The organism is Streptomyces sp. NBC_00299 (genome assembly GCF_036173045.1).
Taxonomy (GTDB): Bacteria; Actinomycetota; Actinomycetes; order Streptomycetales; family Streptomycetaceae; genus Streptomyces; species Streptomyces machairae.
Map to the genome: position 1 here is coordinate 4,904,555 of NZ_CP108039.1, position 20,988 is coordinate 4,925,542.

The following is a 20,988-nucleotide window of genomic DNA, read 5'->3' on the forward strand; positions in this document are numbered from 1 at the left end:
GGTGCTCGCGTCAACGGCCGTACTGACCCATCCGCAGCAACACGTCCCCCAGCTGTACGACTTGAACAGGGCCCTTACCCGCCCCGCGGGCCAGGATCGCTGACATGTGCTCATATCGCCGTCGACTCCTGGTCGTTCCGGCGCTGCTTTGTGCGCTCGTCGGCCTCGTGGCCCGGCCCGCCGACGCGGCCGGTGACGGCAAAAGCACCTCGGGCCACAACGGCACCGGAAGCGGCGGTGACACGACCCTCAGCGCCCAGGTGCTCAAGCTGTACGAGGACGCGGCCGTGGCGACCGGGCGGTACGAAGCGGGGCGGAAGCGGGTAGAGGTGCAGCGGGCGAAGGCACTGCGGATCGAGGCGCTGCTCGAGCGGGAGCGGCGGGAGATCGGCGTCCTGCACGAGGACCTGGGCCGGATCGCACGCGCCCAGTACCGCAGCGGCGGCGGCATGCCGCTCACGGCGCAGATCATCTTCGCGACGAGCCCGGACCAGCTGATGCGCAGTCAGCATGTGTTCTCACAGGCGAGCCTGGCCGCCGCCAACTCCATCGAGAAGAGCCATCGCGCCGAGGTGCGGCTCGCCGGGGACGAGGCCAGGGCCGCGGCGGCCTGGCACGTGCTGGAGAAGCGCAACGCCGAGCTCGCTGACCTCAAGCAGGGCATCGAGGACAAGCTCGAAGAGGCGCGGTGGGAGTTGCAGGGTCGGGCCGACGTCTCCGTGGCCGCCGGGTCGTGTCCGGGGGCGGTCCGGCTCGACCAGAAGGAGACGGACGGCACGAGTGCGTGGGTCACGCCGGTCGCGAAGTACGAGCTGTCCGCCGCGTTCGGCAGCGGTGGAAAGCGCTGGGCGAAGCGGCACACCGGGCAGGACTTCGCGGTGCCGATCGGCACGCCCGTGCGGGCGGTCGGTGACGGGCGCGTGGTGAAGGTGGCGTGCGCGGGCGCCTTCGGCATGGAGGTCGTCGTCCGGCACACCGACGGCTACTACACGCAGTACGCCCACCTCGCCTCCATCGCCGTCGACCAGGACGAGCGAGTCGACACCGGGCAGTGGATCGGCCAGTCGGGCACGACGGGCAACTCCACCGGCCCCCACCTGCACTTCGAGACGCGGGTCACTCCGGAACTCGGATCAGGGGTGGACCCGGTGCCGTGGCTCTCCGAACGCGGAGTGCCGCTCGGGTAGGTCTAAGGCCGCTTCGCCAGCAGCTGTTCGATCACCACGGCCACGCCGTCCTCGTTGTTGGCGACCGTCCGCCCCGACGCGGCGGCGATGACATCCGGGTGCGCGTTGCCCATCGCGTACGACTGGCCCGCCCATGTCAGCATCTCGACGTCGTTGGGCATGTCCCCGAAGGCCACGACCTGCTCGTGCGAGATGCCGCGCTCGGCGCAGCACAGGGCGAGCGTGCTGGCCTTGGAGACGCCGGGCCCGCTGATCTCCAGCAGGGCGCTGGGGCTGGAGCGGGTGACGTTGGCCCGGTCGCCGATGGCGAGGCGGGCAAGGGTGAGGAAGGCGTCGGGGTCGAGGGTGGGGTGGTAGGCGAGGATCTTGAGCACCGGCTCGCCGGCTCCCGGGGCGTCCGGCGCCAGGAGGTCCTCGGCCGGCGCGAGCTCGTCCGGTATCTCCATGTGCAGCTTGGGATAGCCCGGCTCCTGGTAGAAGCCGTACGTCTGCTCCACCGCGTACACCGTGCCCTCAGCCGCGTCACGCAGCAGCCGTACGGCGTCCAGGGCGTTCTCCCGGGCCAGCTCGCGCACCTTCACGAACCGGTGGGTGCCGGGGCCGCCGTGCAGGTCGACCACGGCGGCGCCGTTGCCGCAGATCGCCAGGCCGTGCCCGTGGACATGGTCGCTGACGACGTCCATCCAGCGGGCGGGGCGGCCGGTGACGAAGAACACCTCGATGCCCGCCTCCTCGGCGGCGGCCAGCGCGGCGACCGTGCGGGGGGAGACCGACTTGTCGTCCCGCAGCAGCGTGCCGTCCAGGTCGGTGGCGATGAGCCGCGGGCGGACAGCGGCGGCCGGGGTCTGGAGCTGTCGAGTCGCTGAGGTCACCGGGCCATTCTCCCGTATGTGCCTGCACGGCCGTGCAGCAGCCCGCACATCTGAGTCCGCACCTGAGGAGAAACCGCCCCTGCGAACACTGCCCACATCCTCCTGACCAGCACCGTCGCTCCCGTGAGCTCAGTGCAGCTGTGCCAAGGCCTCCATGGCGATCTGCTCGAAGACCTTCTCTTCGGCCGCGAAGTCCGAGTCCGGGATCGGCCAGTGGACCACGATCTCGGTGAATCCCAGCTCCTGATGGCGCCCGGCGAAGTCCACGAACGCGTCGAGGGACTCCAGCGGACGACCGCGGTCCGGGGTGAACCCGGTGAGCAGGATCTTGTCGAGCCCGGCCACGTCCCGGCCGATCTCGGCGCAGGCGTCTGCCAGCTTCCCGACCTGTCCGCGAATGGCTTGAACCGACTGTTCAGGAGTGCCGTTCTCATACAGCTTCGGGTCGCCCGTGGTCACCCACGCCTGCCCGTGGCGCGCCGCGAGCCGCAGGCCGCGAGGCCCGGTCGCGGCGACCGCGAACGGCAGCCGAGGGTGCTGCACACAGCCCGGGACGTTCCGCGCCTCGTGCGCCGAATAGAAGTCGCCCTCGTACGACACCGAGTCCTCGGTCAGCAGCTGGTCCAGCAGCGTGACGAACTCGGCGAACCGGTCGGCACGCTCGCGCGGGGTCCATGGCTCCTGGCCGAGCGCGGTGGCGTCGAAGCCGGTGCCGCCCGCGCCGATGCCGAGCGTGACCCGTCCGCCCGAGATGTCGTCGAGGGAGATCAGTTCCTTGGCGAGGTTCACCGGGTGCCGGAAGTTCGGCGAGGTCACCAGGGTGCCCAGGCGCAGCCGGTCGGTGACGGCCGCGGCGGCGGTCAGTGTCGGCACGGCACCGAACCAGGGGCCGTCCCGGAAGCTCCGCCAGGACAGGTGGTCGTAGGTGTACGCGGTGTGGAAGCCGAGCTCCTCCGCGCGCTGCCATGCCTGGCGGCCCCCCTCGGACCAGCGGCGGTACGGGAGGATCACGGTGCTCAGGCGCAGACTCATGCATCGAGCCTATGCGGCCGAATGGGTTTCACGTGAAACAGCCACCGACCGCGGCTGCGCGGCCACGGAGCGCGGTCGGTCACCGGTGTCTGAGTCGATCACCGGTATGTACTCGGGGTCCCGTGGCGGCCCGTATCAGTGCGCCTCGGGAAACCGCAGATACTCCGGCGGCACGGCTTTCGTCAGCCACACCCCGTTAGCGCTGACGTGGAAGACATGGCCGTCGCTGTGCATGGCGCCGGCGTCCACGGAGAGCACCACCGGGCGGCCACGCCGGGCTCCGACCCGCGTCGCCGTCTCGCGGTCCGCGGAGAGGTGCACATCGTGCCTGTTCATGGGCAGCAGGCCCGCGCTGCGAATCGCATCCAGGTTACCGGCCACGGTGCCGTGATAGAGGTAGGCCGGCGGGGTCGCCGGGGGCAGTCCGAGTTCGACGTCGATGCTGTGGCCCTGGCTGGCGCGGATCCGGGTGCCGTCGATCGCGAAGCGCTGCTTGTCATTGGCGGCCACCACGTGATCCAGCTCTTCCCGGGTGAACCGGAATCCGTGCGCGGTCGCGGCGGCGATCAGGGTCTCGATCTCGACCCAGCCGCCCTCGTCGAGAGTGAGCCCGATGCGCTCGGGCTGGTGGCGCAGGTGCTTCGAGAGGTACTTCGAGACCTTCACGGTGCGTCTTTCGTCCATGCCACCAGACTGCCGGGAGAGGCTCGAATCACGCGAACGATTTCAGTCCGGATGTTTGGTCCACAACCAAGTGCGGTTATCCACAGGGGATTTGGCGATTCTGTGGACAACGAGCCGTCGTTTCAAGGGGCTTCGTCAAGATCACCTGATGAGCTGTGATTTGCGGCGAGGCGGTCCAAGGCCCTTGCCTGCACCTCCCGTTCGGCGGCCAGCGCGACGAACTCGGCTGACTGCCTCGCTCCAACCAAACGCTCGACGGCCTGCATTGTCTCCTCGGGTACGGGCACAGATCTCGTCCGATTCTGAAGTTCGGGCGTCTCGTCCGCGCCGAGGTGCTGACGCAGATGTCGCACAGCCAACCGCCTCATGGCGCGGGCGAGTTCCGCGTCCACGGTGTGCTGGGCGAGTGGACGCAACCGCCGTACGAGAGAGGCCGCCTCGGCCGCCTCCGCGTCCGTCGGACGGTGGGCGCCGTCGAGGTAACGGGCGAAGACGTGTTCGGTGGTGAACTCCAGGAAACGGGCGGCGATGTGCTCGACCTGGCCCCTCAACTCCCTTAGATGACCCGAGATCGCGGACAGCGGTACCCCGGCCGAGTGCAACTCGACTGCCACCGCTAGTTCTTGAGGACTCGGAACGACGAACGAGTCCTCGTCGCCGGGGACCGGCTCCAGTACGCCGAGCTCCACGGCCTCGGCCACCGCCGCGTCGTCCGGGGTGCCGCCGAAGCGCTCCTCCAGCTCGGCACGCGAGATCCGTACCGCCTCCTCGTCGGTCCACGGCCCGTCCACCTCGGCGACCAGCCCGAGCACCCCACCGAGGCCACGACCGGCGTCCCAGGCCTCCAGGAGCTCCTTGATGGACGCCAGGGTGTACCCGCGGTCGAGGAGATCGGCGATCTGGCGCAGGCGGTGGAGATGGGCGTCCGCGTAGAGGTTCGCCCGGCCATGGCGCTCCGGGCGGGGGAGCAGGCCTCGGTCCTGGTAGGCGCGGATGGTGCGGACGGTGGCGCCGCTGAGGTGCGCGAGGTCCTCGATCCGGTAGGCGGGTGCAGGCGCCGCCTCGGCCGCACGCCCTGCCTCACCGCGCCTCCCGGACAGGCCTTCGCCGGCAACCGCTCCTCCGCGCGCGGGACCCCCGTCGCTCATAGCGGCGGCTCCAACCGCGCGATCCTGCGCAGCGCCTTCGGTGTGAACCTCGACATGAGATACGCCCCACGCGCCTCCGGCGTCACAGGAACAACTGCATCGCCCCGCACCACGGCCCGCAGGATCGCGTCGGCGACCTTCTCCGGCGGATAGTTCCGCAGCCCGTACAGCCGCGCGGACTTCTTCTGGCGGCGCTTCTCCTCATCGGCGTCGACACCGGCGAAGCGCGCGGTCGAGGTGATGCTGGTGTTGACGAAGCCGGGGCATATCGCGGTGACGCCGATGCCCTGGCCGGCCAGCTCGGCGCGCAGGCACTCGCTGAGCATCAGTACGGCCGCCTTGGACGTGCTGTAGGCGGGCAGCGCCTTGGAGGGCTGGTACGCCGCCGCCGAGGCGGTGTTGACGATGTGGCCGCCCTGTCCGCGCTCGGCCATCTGCTTGCCGAACAGCCGGCAGCCGTGGATAACGCCCCACAGATTGACGTCGAGGACCTTCTTCCAGTCCTCCGGTGTGGTGTCGAAGAAGGAGCCCGACAGGCCGATCCCGGCGTTGTTCACCAGGACGTCCACTACGCCGTACTCGGTGGCGACCTTTTCGGCGAGCTTCTCCATGGCCTGCTCGTCGGAGACGTCGACCGTCTCGGCCCAGGCGTCGGGTGCGCCGATCAGCCGGGACATCTCGGCCGTGCGACCCGCGGCCTCGGCGTCCCGGTCGACCGCGACCACGCGCGCGCCGGCCTCCGCGAAGGCGTACGCCGTCGCCCGTCCGATGCCGCTGCCCGCGCCGGTGACCAGGACGAGCTGCCCGCCGAAGCGGTCGGCGTACTTCCCGGTCGCCGTCACGCCTTTCGGCCGGCCGCCCTCGACGGACGTCACGAACTCCGTGATCCAGGACACCAGTTGGTCGGGGCGGGAGCGAGGGATCCAGTGCTTCGCCAGAAGCGTGCGCCGGGTCAACTGCGGAACCCACTGCTCCAGTTCGTCGTAGAGCCGCTCCGACAGAAAGGCGTCCCCGAGGGGCGTGATGAGCTGCACGGGCGCGTGTGCGTAGGCGTCCGCGCGCGGGTGGCTCAGTCGGGCCCGTACGTTGTCCCGGTACAGCCATGCCCCGTGTGCCGCGTCCGTCGGCAGGGACGAGGTCGGGTAGCCGTCGCCGGGGACCTTCTCCATGCGCTCCAGGATGCGCGGCCAGGTCTTGCCGAGGGGGCCCCGCCAGGCCAGTTCGGGCAGTACGGGCGTGTGCAGCGCGTAGACGTACCAGGACTTGGCGCCCTGACCGAGGAGCTGCCCGATCCGGCGCGGGGTGGGCCGCTTGAGGCGCCCGCCGATCCAGTGGCCGAAGTGGTCGAGGGAGGGCCCGGACATCGAGGTGAAGGACGCGATCCGGCCCTCGGTGCGCTTGACCGTGGCGAACTCCCAGGCCTGCACCGAGCCCCAGTCGTGCCCGACCAGATGCACGGGCCCGCCCGGACTGACCGCGTCCGCGACGGCCAGGAAGTCGTCCGTCAGCTTCTCCAGCGTGAACCCGCCGCGCAGCGGCTTCGGTGCCGTCGAGCGTCCGTGGCCGCGGACGTCGTACAGCACGACATGGAAGCGGTCGGCCAGCCGCAGCGCGACCTCGGACCACACCTCCTTGCTGTCCGGATATCCGTGCACGAGCATCACCGTCGGCCGGCCGGGGTCGCCCAGCTCGGCGACGCACAGCTCGACGTCGCCGGTCCGCACCCGGCGCTCGCGCGCGCCCTGAAGAGTCACCGGCACCGTCACTTCTCCTCCGCCCAGCGCCGCACATGCGGCAGATCGTCGTCCAGCCAGAAGGCGCTCTGCTCGGGGTCCTCGGAGTCGGTGACGACCAGGATCTCCTCGAACTTGGCGCCCGTACCTCTGAAGCCGAGGTGCGGTTCGACCGCCCACAGGCCCGGCTGCGGCGGGTGGTCGGAGAAGCGGTACGGCGACCAGAGCGGGGACCAGCCCTGGCGGTGGCCGTGCAGCGCGTCGCTCGCCAGGCCCTTCAGGGACTGGGTGCCGAACCCGAAGACATGCGGTGACCAGCGGCGTTGGCTGACCCGGTCGACCTTGTGCGCGATCACGCCGAAGGGATAGGCGCGGTGCCGGTTGGCGTAGCCCTGGCGGACCATGAGCCGGTCCACGTCGTCGTAGATCTCCCGCAGCGGCCGGCGCTCGCGCACCTCGCGCAGGATCAGCTCGCGGTGCGCCTCCAGGTCGTCCATCAACTTGTCCTGGACCGGGTTGATGCCGAGCGAGCCTGAATAGCCGATGTCGGCCGTGAAGCCGTCGTACACAGGGGCCATGTCCAGGATGAACGGCATCCCGGGCTCCAGGCGCCGGTTGGTGGGGAAGAACTGCAGCGGGACCCGGAAGTTCACGAACGCCGTGCGGTCCCCGAACCACGCGAAGGGCAGGTGGAACCAGTCACGCACACCGCGCTCGCGCAGCCACTCGCGCTGCATGCGCGCCGCCTCGCGCTCGGTGATGCCCGGCTCCAGCTGCGCGGCGACGGCTTCTGCGCACTCGTACGCGAGGCGCTGCACCTTTCTGAACCCGCGCAGTTCCGCGGCCAGTTCACCTGAACCTGCTTCCACTGCCGTCGTCATGCCACCGCCCACCCTCGTCCACGCTGACTGCGGTACGTGCCCGTAACTTGACACTGATGAATGTGACAGTTGTTAGAGGTTGCGTCAATAGATCGCGTGAGACCTCAGGGTGACCCTTAGACGCCCGTACACCTGAGGTCTGATACCAAGACGGCTCTCGGGTCTGATGACCTGAGTGGTACGGGTCACTACCGTCTATGCCGTGACTGTGATCGCGACCGAAAGCCTGAGCAAGCGGTTCCCCAGGGTGACCGCGCTTGACCGGCTGACCATGGACATCGGGCCCGGGGTGACCGGACTCGTCGGAGCCAATGGAGCCGGCAAGTCCACCATGATCAAGATTCTGCTGGGTCTGTCCCCCGCCACCGAGGGCCGTGCCGAAGTGCTCGGACTCGACGTCGCCACCAAGGGCGCCGCCATCCGCGAGCGGGTCGGCTACATGCCGGAGCACGACTGCCTGCCGCCCGACGTCTCGGCCACCGAGTTCGTCGTCCACATGGCCCGCATGTCCGGCCTGCCGCCCGCCGCCGCGCGCGAGCGCACCGCGGACACGCTGCGCCACGTCGGCCTGTACGAGGAGCGCTATCGCCCCATCGGCGGCTACTCGACCGGCATGAAGCAGCGCGTGAAGCTGGCCCAGGCCCTGGTTCACGACCCGCAGCTGGTCTTCCTGGACGAGCCGACCAACGGCCTCGACCCGGTCGGACGCGACGAGATGCTCGGCCTCATCCGCCGCATCCACACCGACTTCGGCATCTCGGTCCTGGTCACCTCGCACCTGCTGGGCGAACTCGAGCGCACCTGCGACCACGTCGTCGTCATCGACGGCGGCAAGCTGCTGCGCTCCAGCTCCACCACCGACTTCACCCAGACCACGACGACGCTCGCGATCGAGGTCACCGACACCGACGACCACCCGGACGGCACCCGCGCGGTGCGCGACGCGCTCCACGCGCGCGGGGTGGAGGTCCTCGACGGCAGCGGCGGCCTTCCCGGCGCCGGTCACATCCTGCTGCTCACCGCGCAGGGCGAGGAGACCTACGACCTGGTGCGCGACGTGGTCGCCGACCTCGGGCTCGGCCTGGTGCGCATGGAGCAGCGCCGGCACCACATCTCGGAGGTCTTCACGGACACCGAGCACAGCGAGCAGAGCACCGACGCACAGCGGAAGGAGGCGGTCGGCCATGGCGGTTGAGCAGCCCGTAACCACACAGTCGGGTGACCAGACCCGCATCCACAACATCGGCTACCGCAGCTACGACGGCCCCCGCCTCGGCCGCTCCTACGCGACCCGGTCCCTCTACTCGCAGTCCCTGCGCGGCTCCTACGGCCTCGGCCGCTCGGTCAAGTCCAAGGTGCTGCCGATGCTGCTGTTCGTGGTGATGTGCGTGCCCGCGGCCATCATGGTCGCCGTCGCGGTCGCCACCAAGGCCAACGACCTGCCCGTCGACTACACGCGCTACGCGATCGTCATGCAGGCCGTGATCAGCCTGTACGTCGCCTCGCAGGCACCGCAGTCCGTCTCCCGCGACCTGCGCTTCAAGACCGTGCCGCTGTACTTCTCGCGGCCGATCGAGACCGCCGACTACGTCCGCGCGAAGTTCGCGGCGCTGGCCTCCGCGCTGTTCCTCCTCACCGCGGCCCCGCTGCTCGTGCTCTACGTGGGCGCGCTGCTGGCCAAGCTCGACTTCGCCGACCAGACCAAGGGATTCGCGCAGGGACTCGTGTCCGTCGCACTGCTCTCACTGCTGTTCGCCGGAATCGGCCTGGTCATCGCGTCGGTCACACCGCGCCGCGGCTTCGGCATCGCGGCCGTGATCGCCGTGCTGACCATCTCCTACGGCGCGGTCTCCACGCTCCAGGCCATCGCCGACGCGCAGGCCATCGACGGCGGGGGCAGCAGCGGCGCCATCGCCTGGATCGGCCTCTTCTCGCCGATCACGCTCATCGACGGTGTGCAGTCCGCCTTCCTGGGCGCGACCTCCGCCTTCCCCGGCGGGGTGGGCCCGAGCAACGGCGAAGGCGCTGTGTACGTACTCGTCACCCTGGGCCTGATCGCCGCCGCGTACGGCCTCCTGATGCGCCGCTACAAGAAGGTGGGACTGTGACCACGCTCCAGATCGACCACGTCTCCCGCTGGTTCGGCAACGTGGTCGCCGTCAACGACATCACCATGACGATCGGTCCCGGTGTCACCGGTCTGCTCGGCCCCAACGGCGCCGGAAAGTCCACCCTCATCAACATGATGGGCGGCTTCCTGGCCCCCTCCACCGGCACCGTCACCCTCGACGGCCAGCAGGTGTGGCGCAACGAGGCGATCTACAAGCAGATCGGCATCGTCCCCGAGCGCGAGGCGATGTACGACTTCCTCACCGGCCGCGAATTCGTCGTCGCCAACGCCGAGTTGCACGGCCTGGGTGCCAAGGCCGCCCAGAAGGCCCTGGCCACGGTCGAGATGGAGTACGCGCAGGACCGGAAGATCTCCACGTACTCCAAGGGCATGCGCCAGCGCGTGAAGATGGCGAGCGCCCTCGTCCACGACCCCTCGCTGCTCCTGCTCGACGAGCCCTTCAACGGCATGGACCCGCGTCAGCGCATGCAGCTCATGGACCTGCTGCGACGCATGGGCGACGAGGGCCGCACGGTGCTGTTCTCGTCCCACATCCTCGAAGAGGTCGAGCAACTCGCCTGGCACATCGAGGTCGTGGTCGCCGGACGGCACGCGGCCAGCGGCGACTTCCGCAAGATCCGCCGTCTGATGACCGACCGCCCGCACCGCTACCTGGTGCGTTCCAGCGACGACCGCACCCTCGCGGCGGCGCTGATCGCCGACCCGTCGACATCCGGGATCGAGGTCGACCTGGCCGAGGGCGCGTTGCACATCCAGGCCGTCGACTTCGGTCGCTTCACCGCCCTGCTGCCGAGGGTGGCACGCGAGCACGGCATCCGCCTGCTCACGGTCTCGCCGTCCGACGAGTCCCTCGAGTCCGTGTTCTCGTATCTGGTCGCGGCGTAGGAGGCCGAAAAGATGTACGACCCCACAGTCGCCCGACTTACCTACCGGGCCCTGCTCGGCCGTCGCCGGGCCCTCATTCTCGGCGCGTTGCCGCTGCTGCTCATCGGCATCTCGGTGGTGGTGCGCGCCCTCGCAGGAGCCGACGACCAGACCGCGTCGGACCTGCTCGGCGGGCTGGCGCTCGCCACCATGGTGCCGATCATCGGCGTCATCGCCGGAACCGGCGCGATCGGCCCGGAGATCGACGACGGCTCGGTGGTGTACCTGCTGTCCAAGCCGGTGAAGCGGCCGACGATCATCTTCACCAAGCTGATCGTCGCGATCGCCGTGACGATGGTGTTCTCGGCGCTGCCCACGTTCGTCGCGGGCTTCATCCTCAACGGCAACGGCCAGCAGATCGCCGTCGCCTACACGGTGGCCGCGCTGGTCGCGTCCATCGCCTACGCCGCGCTCTTCCTGCTGCTCGGCACGGTGTCCCGGCACGCGGTGGTCTTCGGGCTCGTCTACGCGCTCGTCTGGGAGGCTCTGTTCGGCTCCCTGGTGCCGGGTGCGCGCACGTTGAGCGTCCAGCAGTGGGCGTTGGCGGTGGCGCAGAAGGTCGCCGGCGGGGACATGGTGACCTCGGATGTCGCCCTGTCCACCGCGACGGTGCTGCTGGCGGTGGTGACCGTCCTCGCGACCTGGTACGCGGGACAGAAGTTGCGGTCGCTGACGCTTGCCGGTGAGGAGTGACGGGCGCCGGTGCCTGCCGGTAGCTGTGACGTGTAGATGCCAGGGACGTGTAAAGAGGCGGGCCCCTGAGGGGGCCCGTTCTTGACGGGGGCTTCACCTCCGCCCGGGCACACTGGGCAAAGGGGATGCACCGGGGTGCACTGCACGAACTGGAGGACAGGGATGGCAGGCGGCATGTCGCAGCACGAGGATCGCGAACGGTCCGGGGACGACACATGGGACAGCCTGGTCCTGGACGACGACTTCATACGCGCGGCCGACACCGCCGAGCCGTCCGCCCGGGCTCGCATGCTGGCCGCGCGCTGGCGCCGTGAGAAGCCCGAGCCGCAGCCGTGGCGCTCCGACGAGCCGCCTGCCGGATGGTTCTTCAGCAAGGGGCGCCGTCGTAAGTGGCGCCGCCGGTAGGGGACATACGGCGTCCTTCCGGCTTCCTTCCTGGCCTTGTTATTCGGTGGCGCCCAACTCTCCGTACAGGCACAGTGGTTGTGTCCACATCGCCGGACGGTGAGTTCGGCGCCACTTGCTGGGAGAGGAGCAGGGCGATGTCGATGCACGACAGTACGTCCAGCTCCCTTCAGGGCAGTCCGCGGTGGGCTCCGGAGTAATCGCTACCCCTCCGTCGAGTCCGTACCGCATGGGGAGCTGCCCGGGGCGGCCGCTTCGAGCACGCGATGTCGCTCTCGCGTGGGCCGCCCACCCGGAGGATTGGCCGAGTGGTAAGGCACCGGTTTGCTAAACCGTGGTCGGGTCCGAAAGGCCCGCGCACGTTCGATCCGTGCATCCTCCGCGAGACGTTGCCACTGGGGCTTGGCCGCATTGCAGGGCTGGGGTGCCTTGAGAATGCGGTCCGGCGCTGCAGCTGAGAGGTCGGCCGCGTGGCCCGGCGTACCGGGGGCCGCCCGCACCCACCCCCACCCACCCGCATCCACCCATGCCGCCCCGGGCGCCACGCGTGCCCGCGAGTTAGGCGCCCCGGGCGATGATTGCGGGCGCCCGCTGCTGCGGGCCGGTACGACCGGCGGACGTCGCGGGGGTACGTCGGCCTCGGGCGGGCGGGCGCGTCGGCCGGCAGCTTCGCAGGGACCACGGCCGCCGACCAGGGGGCAGCGCCCGTGGGGCAACTACGAGCCGACGTCTGCCCGACGATCGGGAGTGGCCGTCGGCCTGGCAATACGGAGCGGGCGTTGGGCCTGGCAACGGGGGCGCTGTCAGCTCGGGCAGGCGCTGGCCGGTGTTGGCCCAGTAGCCCGGAGCGGGCGTTGTCCCGGCCCCGGGGAGTTGCCGTCAGCTCGGAGAGTCCGGGCCAGGGCGGCAACCGAGGCGAGCCCCAGCCGAAGTCGGCCGAGCAGTCGACGTCGATTCGTGCAGCCGACGGGGCACCAGCCCCGGAGTCGAGGCCCCGACGCCGGGCCGGTGGCCGCCGAGAGGCAGCAGTCGGCCTCGGCCACCTGAGCTCGGCAACCTCAGCCCGGGCAACCTCAGCCCAGGCCACCTCAGCCCAGCAACCCCTCCAACACCACCGCGATCCCGTCCTCCTCGTTGGAGGACGTCACCTCGTCGGCCACCGCTCTCAGTTCGACGTGGGCGTTGGCCATGGCTACGCCATGTGCGGCCCAGGCGAACATCGGGATGTCGTTCGGCATGTCGCCGAAGGCGATGGTGTCGGCGGCCTTCAGGCCCAGGCGGCGGGCTGCCAGGGAGAGGCCCGTTGCCTTGGAGAGGCCCAGGGGGAGCAGTTCCACGATGCCCTCGCCGGCCATCGCGACCGTGACGAAGCCGCCCGCGGCCTTGCGGGCGGCCTTGGCCAGCTCGTCGTCCGAGAGTTCCGGGTGCTGTATGTAGATCTTGTTCAGCGGGGCGGTCCACAGATCCGACGCGTCGGTGAACGGCGTGGACGGAAGCTTGCCCGTGAGCGAGTAGCCGGGGCCGACCAGCACGTCGCCGTCGAGTCCGTCGCGGCTCGCGGCCATGAACAGCGGGCCGACCTCCGCCTCGATCTTGGCCAGGGCCACGCCCGCCAGCTGACGGTCCAGGGTCACCGACGTCAGCAGGCGGTGCTCGCCGGCGTCGTAGACCTGGGCGCCCTGGCCGCACACGGCGAGGCCCTCGTAGCCGAGGTCGTCGAGGATGTGGCGGGTCCAGGGGACCGCACGGCCCGTGACGACGATGTGCGCGGCGCCCTCGGCGGTCGCGGCGGCGAGGGCGTCACGCGTGCGCTGCGAGACCGACTCGTCGGAGCGCAGGAGCGTTCCGTCGAGATCGGTCGCGATCAGCTTGTAAGGGAAACCGGCGCTCACTTGGCGACCGGCTCCAGGACCTCCCGGCCACCGAGGAACGGGCGCAGCACCTCGGGGACCCGGACGGAACCGTCGGCCTGCTGGTGGTTCTCCAGGATCGCCACGATGGTGCGCGGGACGGCGCACAGCGTGCCGTTGAGCGTGGCCAGCGGCTTGACCTGCTTGCCGTCACGCATGCGGATCGACAGGCGACGGGACTGGAACTCGGTGCAGTCCGAGGTCGACGTCAGCTCGCGGTACTTGCCCTGCGTCGGGATCCACGCCTCGCAGTCGAACTTGCGGGCGGCCGAGGAGCCGAGGTCGGCGGAGGCGACGTCGATGACCCGGAACGGCAGCTCCAGCGACGTCAGCCACTGCTTCTCCCACTCCAGCAGGCGCTGGTGCTCGGCCTGCGAGTCCGCCGGGTCGACGTACGAGAACATCTCGACCTTGTCGAACTGGTGCACGCGGAAGATGCCACGGGTGTCCTTGCCGTGCGAGCCGGCCTCGCGGCGGAAGCAGGGCGAGAAGCCCGCGTAGCGCAGGGGGAGCTTGTCGGCGTCGAGGATCTCGTCCATGTGGTACGCCGCGAGCGGGACCTCGGAGGTGCCGACCAGGTAGAGGTCGTCATTGGCCAGGTGGTAGACGTCCTGGGCCGCCTGCCCGAGGAAGCCGGTGCCGGCCATCGACTGGGGGCGGACCAGCGCCGGGGTCAGCATCGGCGTGAAGCCGGCCGCCGTGGCCTGGCTGATCGCCGCGTTGACGAGCGCGAGCTCCAGCAGGGCGCCGACGCCGGTGAGGAAGTAGAAGCGCGAGCCCGAGACCTTCGCGCCGCGCTCGACGTCGATCGCGCCGAGGAGCGCACCGAGCTCCAGGTGGTCCTTCGGCTCGAAGCCCTCGGCCGTGAAGTCGCGGATCTCGCCGTGCGTCTCCAGCGTGACGAAGTCCTCTTCGCCGCCGACCGGGACGTCCGGGTGGACGAGGTTGCCGAGCTGGAGGAGCAGTTCCTGGGTCTCGGTGTCGGCCGCGTCGCGCTCGGCGTCGGCCGCCTTGACGTCGGCGGCGAGCTGGCTGGCCTGCTTCAGCAGCTCGGCCTTCTCGTCCGCGGAGGCCTTGGGGATGAGCTTGCCGAGCTGCTTCTGCTCGGCACGGAGCTCGTCGAAGCGGACGCCGGACGACCTGCGCCGCTCGTCGGCAGACAGGAGGGCGTCGACGAGCGCGACGTCCTCTCCACGGGCGCGCTGCGAGGCGCGCACTCGGTCGGGGTCCTCACGGAGCAGGCGAAGGTCAATCACGCGCTCAAGGCTACCGGGGAGGGGTGACAGCCCACGACTCGCTATTCCGGACTGCGGCTTACGTACCGTTATGGGGGAATTGCTAACCGTGTCAATAAAAGGCGTCTCACTCCCTGGAACGGGGCAGGCGCGAGGCGGCCGGTTGACTCGATTCCCTTGTGGAGAGCGGGACTTGGGTCGCCGTTGTCCACAGGGATCCCCAGCCTCCGAGAAGTTATCCACAGGGTGTGTGGATGAACTGTGGACTTCGGAATTGATCACTCCGTAAGGCGCCGCGCGAGTCGAGGATTCCCAGGACAAACCCTGACCATCCGCACTTTCGAGTGGAAAGGGGTCGCCCCAAAGGATTGCTCAAAGGAAAAGAGTGGACGAAGGGTGACTTGCGTGACGGTGGACGTCTAGAGGGCCTGGAGAGCGATTTGTCGACAGACTCATGCTTGTCTGTCGACTTGTCCCCAGGTCGAGATGAGTACCTGTGGATAACCTCTGTGGATAACGATAATCCGCTGGTAGTACTGGCCGGAAACCTACACCGGCACCAGTCGGCACCGGCCGCCGAGGGGCCGCTCAGAACCGCCCGTCCTGGCACCGCGCCACCCAGTCCGCCGCCGACACGAACTCCTCGTCCGACGTGCCGAGGCGCGGCGGCTGCACATCCCCCGGCTTCATGTCCGCGCGCGGATACGACCCCAGGAACCGCACCCCCAGGCAGATCCGCTTGAGCCCCATCAGCGCCTCGGCCACCCGGCGGTCGGAGATGTGCCCCTCGGCGTCGATGCAGAAGCAGTAGTTGCCGATGCCCGCGCCGGTCGGCCGGGACTGCAGCAGCATCAGGTTGATGCCGCGCGTGGCGAACTCGCCGAGCAGGTCGCGCAGCCCACCGGGATGGTCGTCGCGCTGCCACAGCACGACGGACGTCTTGTCCGCGCCGGTCGGCGCCGCGGGCCGGGCGGGCCGGCCCACCAGCACGAACCGCGTCTGGGCGTTCTCCGCGTCGTGGATCTCGGTTTCCAGGGCCTCCAGGCCGTACCGGGCGGCCGCGAACTCGCCCGCGAAGGCGGCGTCGTACTGGCCCTCCTGGACCAGACGCGCGGCGTCCGCGTTCGAGGCGGCGGACTCCCACTGGGCGTCCGGGAGGTTCCGCTTCAGCCAGTTGCGGACCTGCGGCTGGGCGGCCGGATGCGCGGAGACCGTCTTGATGTCCGACAGCTTCGTGCCGGGCCTGACCAGCAGCGCGAAGGTGATCGACAGCAGCACCTCGCGGTAGATCATCAGCGGCGTGCCCGCGACCAGTTCGTCGAGCGTGGTCGTGATCCCGCCCTCGACGGAGTTCTCGATCGGCACGAACGCGGCCTCGGCCTCGCCGACGCGCACCGCGTCGAGCGCGGACTGCACGGACACGTACGGGATCAGCTCCCGGGTCGCGGCCTCGGGAAGCGTGCGCAGGGCGACCTCGGTGAAGGTGCCCTCGGGGCCGAGATAGGCATAGCTCGCTGGCATGACCTCACCCTAATGGGCCTTGCGAAACGCGGCGTACACATCTCACCCGGGCGCCACAAGGGGTTGGTCCGAGGCCGATGGTCCGCAAGGGGCGGACGTCGCCGATGGCCCGGGAGGGCGGCCGTCACCCCTCCAGCAGCCGCTGCCCCACGTACTCCCCTTCCGCCGCCCCGCCCGGCACCGCGAACAGCCCGCTCGCCTCGTGCCGGATGTACTTCGACAGCGCGTCGCCCCGGTCGAGCTTGCGCTGGACGGTGACGAAACCGCGCAGCGGGTCGGCCTGCCAGCAGATGAAGAGCAGCCCGGCGTCGGGCACCCCGTCCGCGTCGATGCCGTCGTGGTACGAGAACGGGCGCCGCAGCATCGCCGCCCCGCCGTTCTGGTCGGGCCGGGTGATACGTGCGTGGGCGTTGATGGGGACGACCAGGTTCCCTGCCTTGTCGGTCTTCTCCAGGTCCATCTCGGTCGTCTCGGTGCCCCCGGACAGCGGCGCCCCGTCGGACTTGCGGCGCCCGATGACGTCCTCCTGTGCCTTGACCGAGAGCTGCTCCCAGTCGTCGAGCAGCATGCGGATGCGGCGTACGACGGCGTAGGAGCCGCCCGCCATCCAGGCCGGGTCCTTCGAGCCGGACTCCGGCACGAAGATGCGCTCGTCGAAGTCGGCTTCCGTCGGCTTCGGATTGCGCGTGCCGTCCATCTGGCCCATCAGGTTGCGCGCAGTCATCGGGTGCCCGGTGGCACCCGGCGACCGGTTGAAGCCGTTCATCTGCCAGCGGACCCGGACGGCCCGGCCCGCGTCCTTCTGGATCGCGCGCAGGGCGTGGAAGGCGACCAGGGCGTCGTTGGCGCCGATCTGCACCCACAGGTCACCGTTGCTGCGCGCTTTGTCGAGCTGGTCCGAGGAGAAGTCGGGCAGCGGATCCAGGGAGACCGGACGCTGCTTCTCCAGGCCGGTCCGCGCGAAGAAGCTGTGCCCGAAGCCGAAGGTGATCGTCAGCGACGACGGCCCGGCGTCCCGGGCGACATCCGTGTCGTCCTGCTGCGCCGCCTCGCCCGCCATCAGCCGCCGAGCCGTCTCCGACCAGCGGCGCAGCAACGCCGCCGCCTCCTTGCGGCCCGCGCCCGCCGCCAGGTCGAACGCGACGACGTGGCCGCGCGCCTGGAGTGCCTGGAGGATGCCGGGCTGATGTTTCCCGTGAAACATCACCTGATCGGCGCCCAACGAGGTGAGCGGCGTCGCCTCGGCCGGCCGGGCGGCGTAGCCCACCGCCCCACCGGCCGCACCGAGCACCAGCCCGGTCGCACCGGCGGTCCCGAGCAGGTGTCGCCGCGACAGGCCCTCCTTGCGCGACAGGCTCCCCTTAATAGGGGCGCTTTCGGAAACGCCGCCATTAAGTGCCGTCTCGCTCTTGCGCGGGCTCCCGCCCTTGAGCGCCCGCTCAGGAGTCTTGGGCGTACGGGCCTCCGGAATGGACTGGTCAGCCATGGTCAGGTTCAGCCGATCTGCGCGTTCTTGGAGACAGTGGTCTGGTCGATGTCGGAGGTCCGCACGGTCGCGGTGATCTTCCACTCGCCCGCCACGGGGATCTGCACTCCGCTCGCCGACCAGTGTCCGGTGGCGATGTGGTCGGGGACGACGGGCAGCGGCCCGATGTCCTGGGACTCGAGGGTGAAGGCGACCTTCACCTCGGGGATGTCGAAGGCCCGGCCGTTGGGGCGCTGCACGTAGACGTGCATCTCGTTGCCGCCCACGCGCGCGGGGTCGAGGTCGATGCGTACGACACCCTTGCCGTCCTCGCCCCCGGTGTCGAAGGACATGTCGAGCGTCAGCGCGCCGGCCGACGACGCCTCGGCGGACGAGGACGCTGTGACCGCCCGCGCGTCCTCCTCCGTACGTCCGGGTTCGGTCGACGTCAGCATCGTGGTGACGGCGAGCAGGACGACGGCGACGCCCGCCTCCGCGAGCACCGAGCGGCGCAGCCCGAACCGGTTCGGATCGGCGTCCCGCTCCTGCTTCTGCCGTGCCGTGTCGATCGCGGCCTGCTGCCGGGCGAGCTGGGCGGCGCGCTCGGAGCCGCCGCCCTTCTTGCCGGAAGCGGCGGCAGAGGTGGAGGCGGACGCACTGGCCTGGGCCGTGGCGTGCTCCTTCTCGCCGTCGGAGTCCTCCGTCGCCTTCCGCGGCTTGGCCACGACCGTCTCCGCCAGCCGGGCGGTCCACCGCCGCGAGATCCAGGCGATCCCCACCAGCAGTACCACGAGCCCGATCTTGACCAGCAGCAACTGCCCGTACCGCGTGCCGGTGAACGCCGACCACGACCCGAGCTGCCGCCACGACTGGTAGATCCCGGTCGCGACCAGCGCCAGCACGCTGCCGAAGGCGACGCGCGAGAACCGTCGTACGGCGGACCCGGGGAGCGGCGTGTCCGCGGGCGCCCGGTAGAGCGCGACGAGCAGGGCGGCCAGCCCGCCGAGCCAGCCCGCGACGGCCAGCAGGTGGAGGATGTCGACGGGCATCGCGATCCCGGCCTGGAGCCCGGTCGAGGCGTGCTCGGACATCGCCCAGCTCGCCGCGAGCCCGGCCGCCACGACGGTCCCGCCGATGCCCAGCCCGAAGGTCAGGTCCCGCTTCTCCTCGTCCTCCCGCTTGTCGAACGCCCCGAACAGCACGGCGATGAACAGTGCCGCCGCGGCGAGCAGCAGCAGCCGGGACACCAGTGCCGCACCCGTCTTGGTCTGTAGCACCTGCCCGAGCAGGTCCAGGTCGAAGACGTCGCCGACCTTCCCGGTGCTGGTGTACGAGCCGCGCAGGAGCAGCAGTCCGAGTGTGGCGGCGGTCAGGGCCAGCCATCCGGTGACGACGAGCCGCTGCAGCGCCCGCACGCCCGACCCGCGCTGCCAGCAGGCGAGCACAAAGGCGGCGCCGCCGACCAGAACGATGAACCCGGCGTACGACACGTACCGGCCGAACCCGTAGAGCCAGCCGACGACACCGCCCCCCGCCTCCTGGCCCGAGACCGAGACGCTCGTCTGGGAGGGCGCGCCGATGGAGAAGGTGTAGGCGCCGGCGACGGGATGGCTGTCCTCGGACACCACCTGGTAGGTGACGGTGTACGTGCCGTCGGGCAGGCCGCTGTGGAGTTTCACGGCGTACGTCGTGCCGCTGACGTTGGCCGGGTCGCCGCGGTCGATGCGCTTACCCTTGGGATCGAGCACGCGCAGGGAGTCGTCCGAGAGGGCGACCCCCTCGGAGAACGTCAGCGAGACCTGCGTCGGGGCCTTGTCCACCACCGCCCCCTGCTGGGGGTCGCTGCCGGTCAGCGCGGCGTGCGCGGAGACCGGACCGGCACCGGCGAGGAGCAGACCGGTGGCGGCCAGGAGCAGCAGCACCAGGGTCCGGACGCGGGGGGCGATGGTCTGGGTCAAGGCGATCTCTCCCTCAGTGTCCGGTCTTCGGGCTGTACGTGGCGGACTTCACCGGCATCTCGACGGTGACCGTGCCGGACTCGGCGAAGTGGAGCTTCACGGTCACCTTCTCGCCCTGCTTCGGCTTCCGCTTCAGCTTCTCGAACATCAGATGGCTGCCACCGCTCTTGAAGACGAGCTGACCGTGCGCGGGGACGGCGACGTCCTTGGCCTCCTGCATCGACGATCCGATCGTCTCGTGGGCGGTCACGTCGCCGACGTCGCTGGTGACGGAGGTCAACTCGTCCTTCGTACCGCCCTTGTTGGTGACGGTGAGGAAACCGGCCGCCATGGAGTCGGAGACGGGCTGCGGCATGTAGGCGCCGCCGACGGACAGTTCGGCCTTGGAGTCGTCCTGGGAATCGCCGGAGCCGCAGCCCGCCAGGACGAGGGCTCCGGTCAGCACCGCGGTCACCGGGAGGAACCGCCTCACGGCTTCGCCCCCTTGATCAGCTTGGGGAGGTCCTTGGTGTAGTCGTCGACCGTGGCGTCCTCGGTGTAGAGGACGTACCCGGCGTCGGTCTTCGGCGAGAACGCGACGACCTGCGTGCCGTGGGTGGAGACGACCTTGCCGTTCTTGTCCTTGTGCGGCGGCTCGATGGAGATGCCGAGGGTGCGGGCGCCGGCCTGGATGGTGTCGAACTTGCCGGTCAGGCCCACGACCTGCGGGTCGATGCCCTTGAGCCACTTGCCGAGCGCGGGCGCCGTGTCGCGCTCCGGGTCGGTCGTGACGAACACCACGCGCAGCTCGTCCTGTTCGGCCTTCGGCAGCTGCTTCTTGGCGACGGCGACGTTGTTCATCGTCAGCGGGCAGACGTCGGGGCAATTGGTGTAGCCGAAGTAGATCAGCGTCGGCTTGCCCTTGGTCTCCTTGCGGAGGTCGTACTTCTTGCCGTTCGTGTCCGTGAGGACCAGGTCCGGCTTCTCGAACGGCTTGTCGAGGACGATGGCGGCCTTGTCCGAGCCGGCCTCCTCGGAGACCACGGTGACGGGCTCGGCGCTGTCGTCACCGTTGCCGCAGGCGGAGAGGGAGAGGGTGGCGGCGGCGAGCAGGGCGGCCGCGGCAAAGGTCTTCTTACGGGTCTTCGTACGCATAGAAAAATGTCCCAATTGTGTGAGCTCCGGCGCGCACCGGGGGCGTGCCCCGGCGCGCGCCGTGAACCGAAGGTG

19 protein-coding genes and 1 tRNA gene are annotated in these 20,988 nt (G+C 70.0%); 7 read left to right on the forward strand and 13 right to left on the reverse strand.

What is annotated here, in order from left to right; genetic code table 11:
* Nucleotides 1–104: 104 nt before the first annotated feature.
* A complete protein-coding gene (locus tag OHT51_RS21620; protein ID WP_328880573.1) occupies nucleotides 105–1,187 on the forward strand; it encodes a M23 family metallopeptidase in 1,083 nt (360 codons plus the stop codon).
* A 2-nt stretch (nucleotides 1,188–1,189) separates the two neighbouring features.
* On the opposite strand, the gene OHT51_RS21625 is transcribed toward OHT51_RS21620, so the two are convergent.
* The 6 genes from OHT51_RS21625 to OHT51_RS21650 form a co-directional block, all read right to left on the reverse strand.
* On the reverse strand, nucleotides 1,190–2,059 hold the full coding sequence (locus OHT51_RS21625; RefSeq protein WP_328880574.1) for an HAD hydrolase family protein: 870 nt from the start codon (nucleotides 2,057–2,059) through the stop codon (nucleotides 1,190–1,192).
* Between the two features lie 129 nt (nucleotides 2,060–2,188).
* Nucleotides 2,189–3,091 (reverse strand): LLM class flavin-dependent oxidoreductase, encoded by a 903-nt coding sequence (locus OHT51_RS21630; RefSeq protein ID WP_328880575.1) that lies wholly within the window; start codon nucleotides 3,089–3,091, stop codon nucleotides 2,189–2,191.
* A 135-nt stretch (nucleotides 3,092–3,226) separates the two neighbouring features.
* Entirely contained in the window at nucleotides 3,227–3,775 is a 549-nt protein-coding gene (locus tag OHT51_RS21635) for an RNA 2'-phosphotransferase (RefSeq protein ID WP_328880576.1), read from the reverse strand.
* Between the two features lie 122 nt (nucleotides 3,776–3,897).
* Nucleotides 3,898–4,923 carry a MerR family transcriptional regulator gene (locus tag OHT51_RS21640; protein ID WP_328880577.1) on the reverse strand — a complete coding sequence of 342 codons (1,026 nt, stop codon included), beginning with the start codon at nucleotides 4,921–4,923 and terminating at the stop codon, nucleotides 3,898–3,900.
* Nucleotides 4,920–6,677: an SDR family oxidoreductase gene (locus OHT51_RS21645; RefSeq protein WP_328884393.1), complete on the reverse strand. Its 1,758-nt coding sequence runs from the start codon at nucleotides 6,675–6,677 to the stop codon at nucleotides 4,920–4,922. The genes OHT51_RS21640 and OHT51_RS21645 overlap by 4 nt, the downstream gene beginning before the upstream one ends.
* Before the next feature lie 8 nt (nucleotides 6,678–6,685).
* Complete coding sequence (locus tag OHT51_RS21650) at nucleotides 6,686–7,537, reverse strand: M24 family metallopeptidase (protein WP_328880578.1); 852 nt, start codon at nucleotides 7,535–7,537, stop codon at nucleotides 6,686–6,688.
* Between the two features lie 208 nt (nucleotides 7,538–7,745).
* On the opposite strand from OHT51_RS21650, the gene OHT51_RS21655 reads away from it, so the two are divergent.
* The 6 genes from OHT51_RS21655 (at nucleotide 7,746) to OHT51_RS21680 (ending at nucleotide 12,072) form a co-directional block, all read left to right on the forward strand.
* Nucleotides 7,746–8,732 (forward strand): ABC transporter ATP-binding protein, encoded by a 987-nt coding sequence (locus OHT51_RS21655; protein ID WP_328884394.1) that lies wholly within the window; start codon nucleotides 7,746–7,748, stop codon nucleotides 8,730–8,732.
* Nucleotides 8,722–9,645, forward strand: coding sequence for an ABC transporter permease (locus OHT51_RS21660; protein WP_328880579.1), 924 nt, complete (start codon nucleotides 8,722–8,724; stop codon nucleotides 9,643–9,645). Before OHT51_RS21655 ends, OHT51_RS21660 begins: the two co-directional genes overlap by 11 nt.
* Complete coding sequence (locus OHT51_RS21665) at nucleotides 9,642–10,553, forward strand: ABC transporter ATP-binding protein (protein ID WP_328880580.1); 912 nt, start codon at nucleotides 9,642–9,644, stop codon at nucleotides 10,551–10,553. The genes OHT51_RS21660 and OHT51_RS21665 overlap by 4 nt, the downstream gene beginning before the upstream one ends.
* Before the next feature lie 12 nt (nucleotides 10,554–10,565).
* A complete protein-coding gene (locus tag OHT51_RS21670; RefSeq protein WP_328880581.1) occupies nucleotides 10,566–11,285 on the forward strand; it encodes an ABC transporter permease in 720 nt (239 codons plus the stop codon).
* A 162-nt stretch (nucleotides 11,286–11,447) separates the two neighbouring features.
* On the forward strand, nucleotides 11,448–11,690 hold the full coding sequence (locus tag OHT51_RS21675; protein ID WP_443052526.1) for an SGM_3592 family protein: 243 nt from the start codon (nucleotides 11,448–11,450) through the stop codon (nucleotides 11,688–11,690).
* Between the two features lie 294 nt (nucleotides 11,691–11,984).
* Nucleotides 11,985–12,072: transfer RNA gene (locus tag OHT51_RS21680), tRNA-Ser, on the forward strand.
* A 706-nt stretch (nucleotides 12,073–12,778) separates the two neighbouring features.
* Here OHT51_RS21680 and OHT51_RS21685 read toward each other — a convergent pair.
* The 7 genes from OHT51_RS21685 to OHT51_RS21715 all read right to left on the reverse strand — a co-directional run bounded on the left by OHT51_RS21685 (nucleotide 12,779) and on the right by OHT51_RS21715 (nucleotide 20,913).
* Nucleotides 12,779–13,582, reverse strand: coding sequence for an HAD family hydrolase (locus OHT51_RS21685; protein ID WP_328880583.1), 804 nt, complete (start codon nucleotides 13,580–13,582; stop codon nucleotides 12,779–12,781).
* Nucleotides 13,579–14,856: a serine--tRNA ligase gene (gene serS / locus OHT51_RS21690; RefSeq protein WP_328880584.1), complete on the reverse strand. Its 1,278-nt coding sequence runs from the start codon at nucleotides 14,854–14,856 to the stop codon at nucleotides 13,579–13,581. Before serS ends, OHT51_RS21685 begins: the two co-directional genes overlap by 4 nt.
* Before the next feature lie 567 nt (nucleotides 14,857–15,423).
* Complete coding sequence (pheA, locus tag OHT51_RS21695; RefSeq protein WP_328880585.1) at nucleotides 15,424–16,356, reverse strand: prephenate dehydratase; 933 nt, start codon at nucleotides 16,354–16,356, stop codon at nucleotides 15,424–15,426.
* A gap of 124 nt (nucleotides 16,357–16,480) precedes the next feature.
* On the reverse strand, nucleotides 16,481–17,842 hold the full coding sequence (gene efeB / locus OHT51_RS21700; RefSeq protein ID WP_328880586.1) for an iron uptake transporter deferrochelatase/peroxidase subunit: 1,362 nt from the start codon (nucleotides 17,840–17,842) through the stop codon (nucleotides 16,481–16,483).
* An 8-nt stretch (nucleotides 17,843–17,850) separates the two neighbouring features.
* Complete coding sequence (locus OHT51_RS21705; protein WP_328880587.1) at nucleotides 17,851–19,779, reverse strand: copper resistance CopC/CopD family protein; 1,929 nt, start codon at nucleotides 19,777–19,779, stop codon at nucleotides 17,851–17,853.
* 13 nt (nucleotides 19,780–19,792) lie between these two features.
* The gene (locus OHT51_RS21710; RefSeq protein ID WP_328880588.1) at nucleotides 19,793–20,251 is read right to left on the reverse strand and encodes a copper chaperone PCu(A)C; all 459 of its coding nucleotides are present in this window, start codon (nucleotides 20,249–20,251) and stop codon (nucleotides 19,793–19,795) included.
* The gene (locus OHT51_RS21715) at nucleotides 20,248–20,913 is read right to left on the reverse strand and encodes an SCO family protein (RefSeq protein WP_328880589.1); all 666 of its coding nucleotides are present in this window, start codon (nucleotides 20,911–20,913) and stop codon (nucleotides 20,248–20,250) included. Before OHT51_RS21715 ends, OHT51_RS21710 begins: the two co-directional genes overlap by 4 nt.
* Between the last annotated feature and the right edge of the window lie 75 nt (nucleotides 20,914–20,988).

Bases quoted from the DNA above. Each gene is read 5' to 3' on its own strand.
- OHT51_RS21660 (WP_328880579.1), top strand. From the start codon at position 8,722: ATGGCGGTTGAGCAGCCCGTAACCACACAGTCGGGTGACCAGACCCGC.
- OHT51_RS21675 (WP_443052526.1), top strand. From the start codon at position 11,448: ATGGCAGGCGGCATGTCGCAGCACGAGGATCGCGAACGGTCCGGGGAC.
- OHT51_RS21715 (WP_328880589.1), bottom strand. From the start codon at position 20,913: ATGCGTACGAAGACCCGTAAGAAGACCTTTGCCGCGGCCGCCCTGCTC.
- pheA (WP_328880585.1), bottom strand. From the start codon at position 16,356: ATGCCAGCGAGCTATGCCTATCTCGGCCCCGAGGGCACCTTCACCGAG.
- OHT51_RS21620 (WP_328880573.1), top strand. From the start codon at position 105: ATGTGCTCATATCGCCGTCGACTCCTGGTCGTTCCGGCGCTGCTTTGT.
- OHT51_RS21670 (WP_328880581.1), top strand. From the start codon at position 10,566: ATGTACGACCCCACAGTCGCCCGACTTACCTACCGGGCCCTGCTCGGC.
- efeB (WP_328880586.1), bottom strand. From the start codon at position 17,842: ATGGCTGACCAGTCCATTCCGGAGGCCCGTACGCCCAAGACTCCTGAG.
- OHT51_RS21635 (WP_328880576.1), bottom strand. From the start codon at position 3,775: ATGGACGAAAGACGCACCGTGAAGGTCTCGAAGTACCTCTCGAAGCAC.
- OHT51_RS21650 (WP_328880578.1), bottom strand. From the start codon at position 7,537: ATGACGACGGCAGTGGAAGCAGGTTCAGGTGAACTGGCCGCGGAACTG.
- OHT51_RS21630 (WP_328880575.1), bottom strand. From the start codon at position 3,091: ATGAGTCTGCGCCTGAGCACCGTGATCCTCCCGTACCGCCGCTGGTCC.
- OHT51_RS21640 (WP_328880577.1), bottom strand. From the start codon at position 4,923: ATGAGCGACGGGGGTCCCGCGCGCGGAGGAGCGGTTGCCGGCGAAGGC.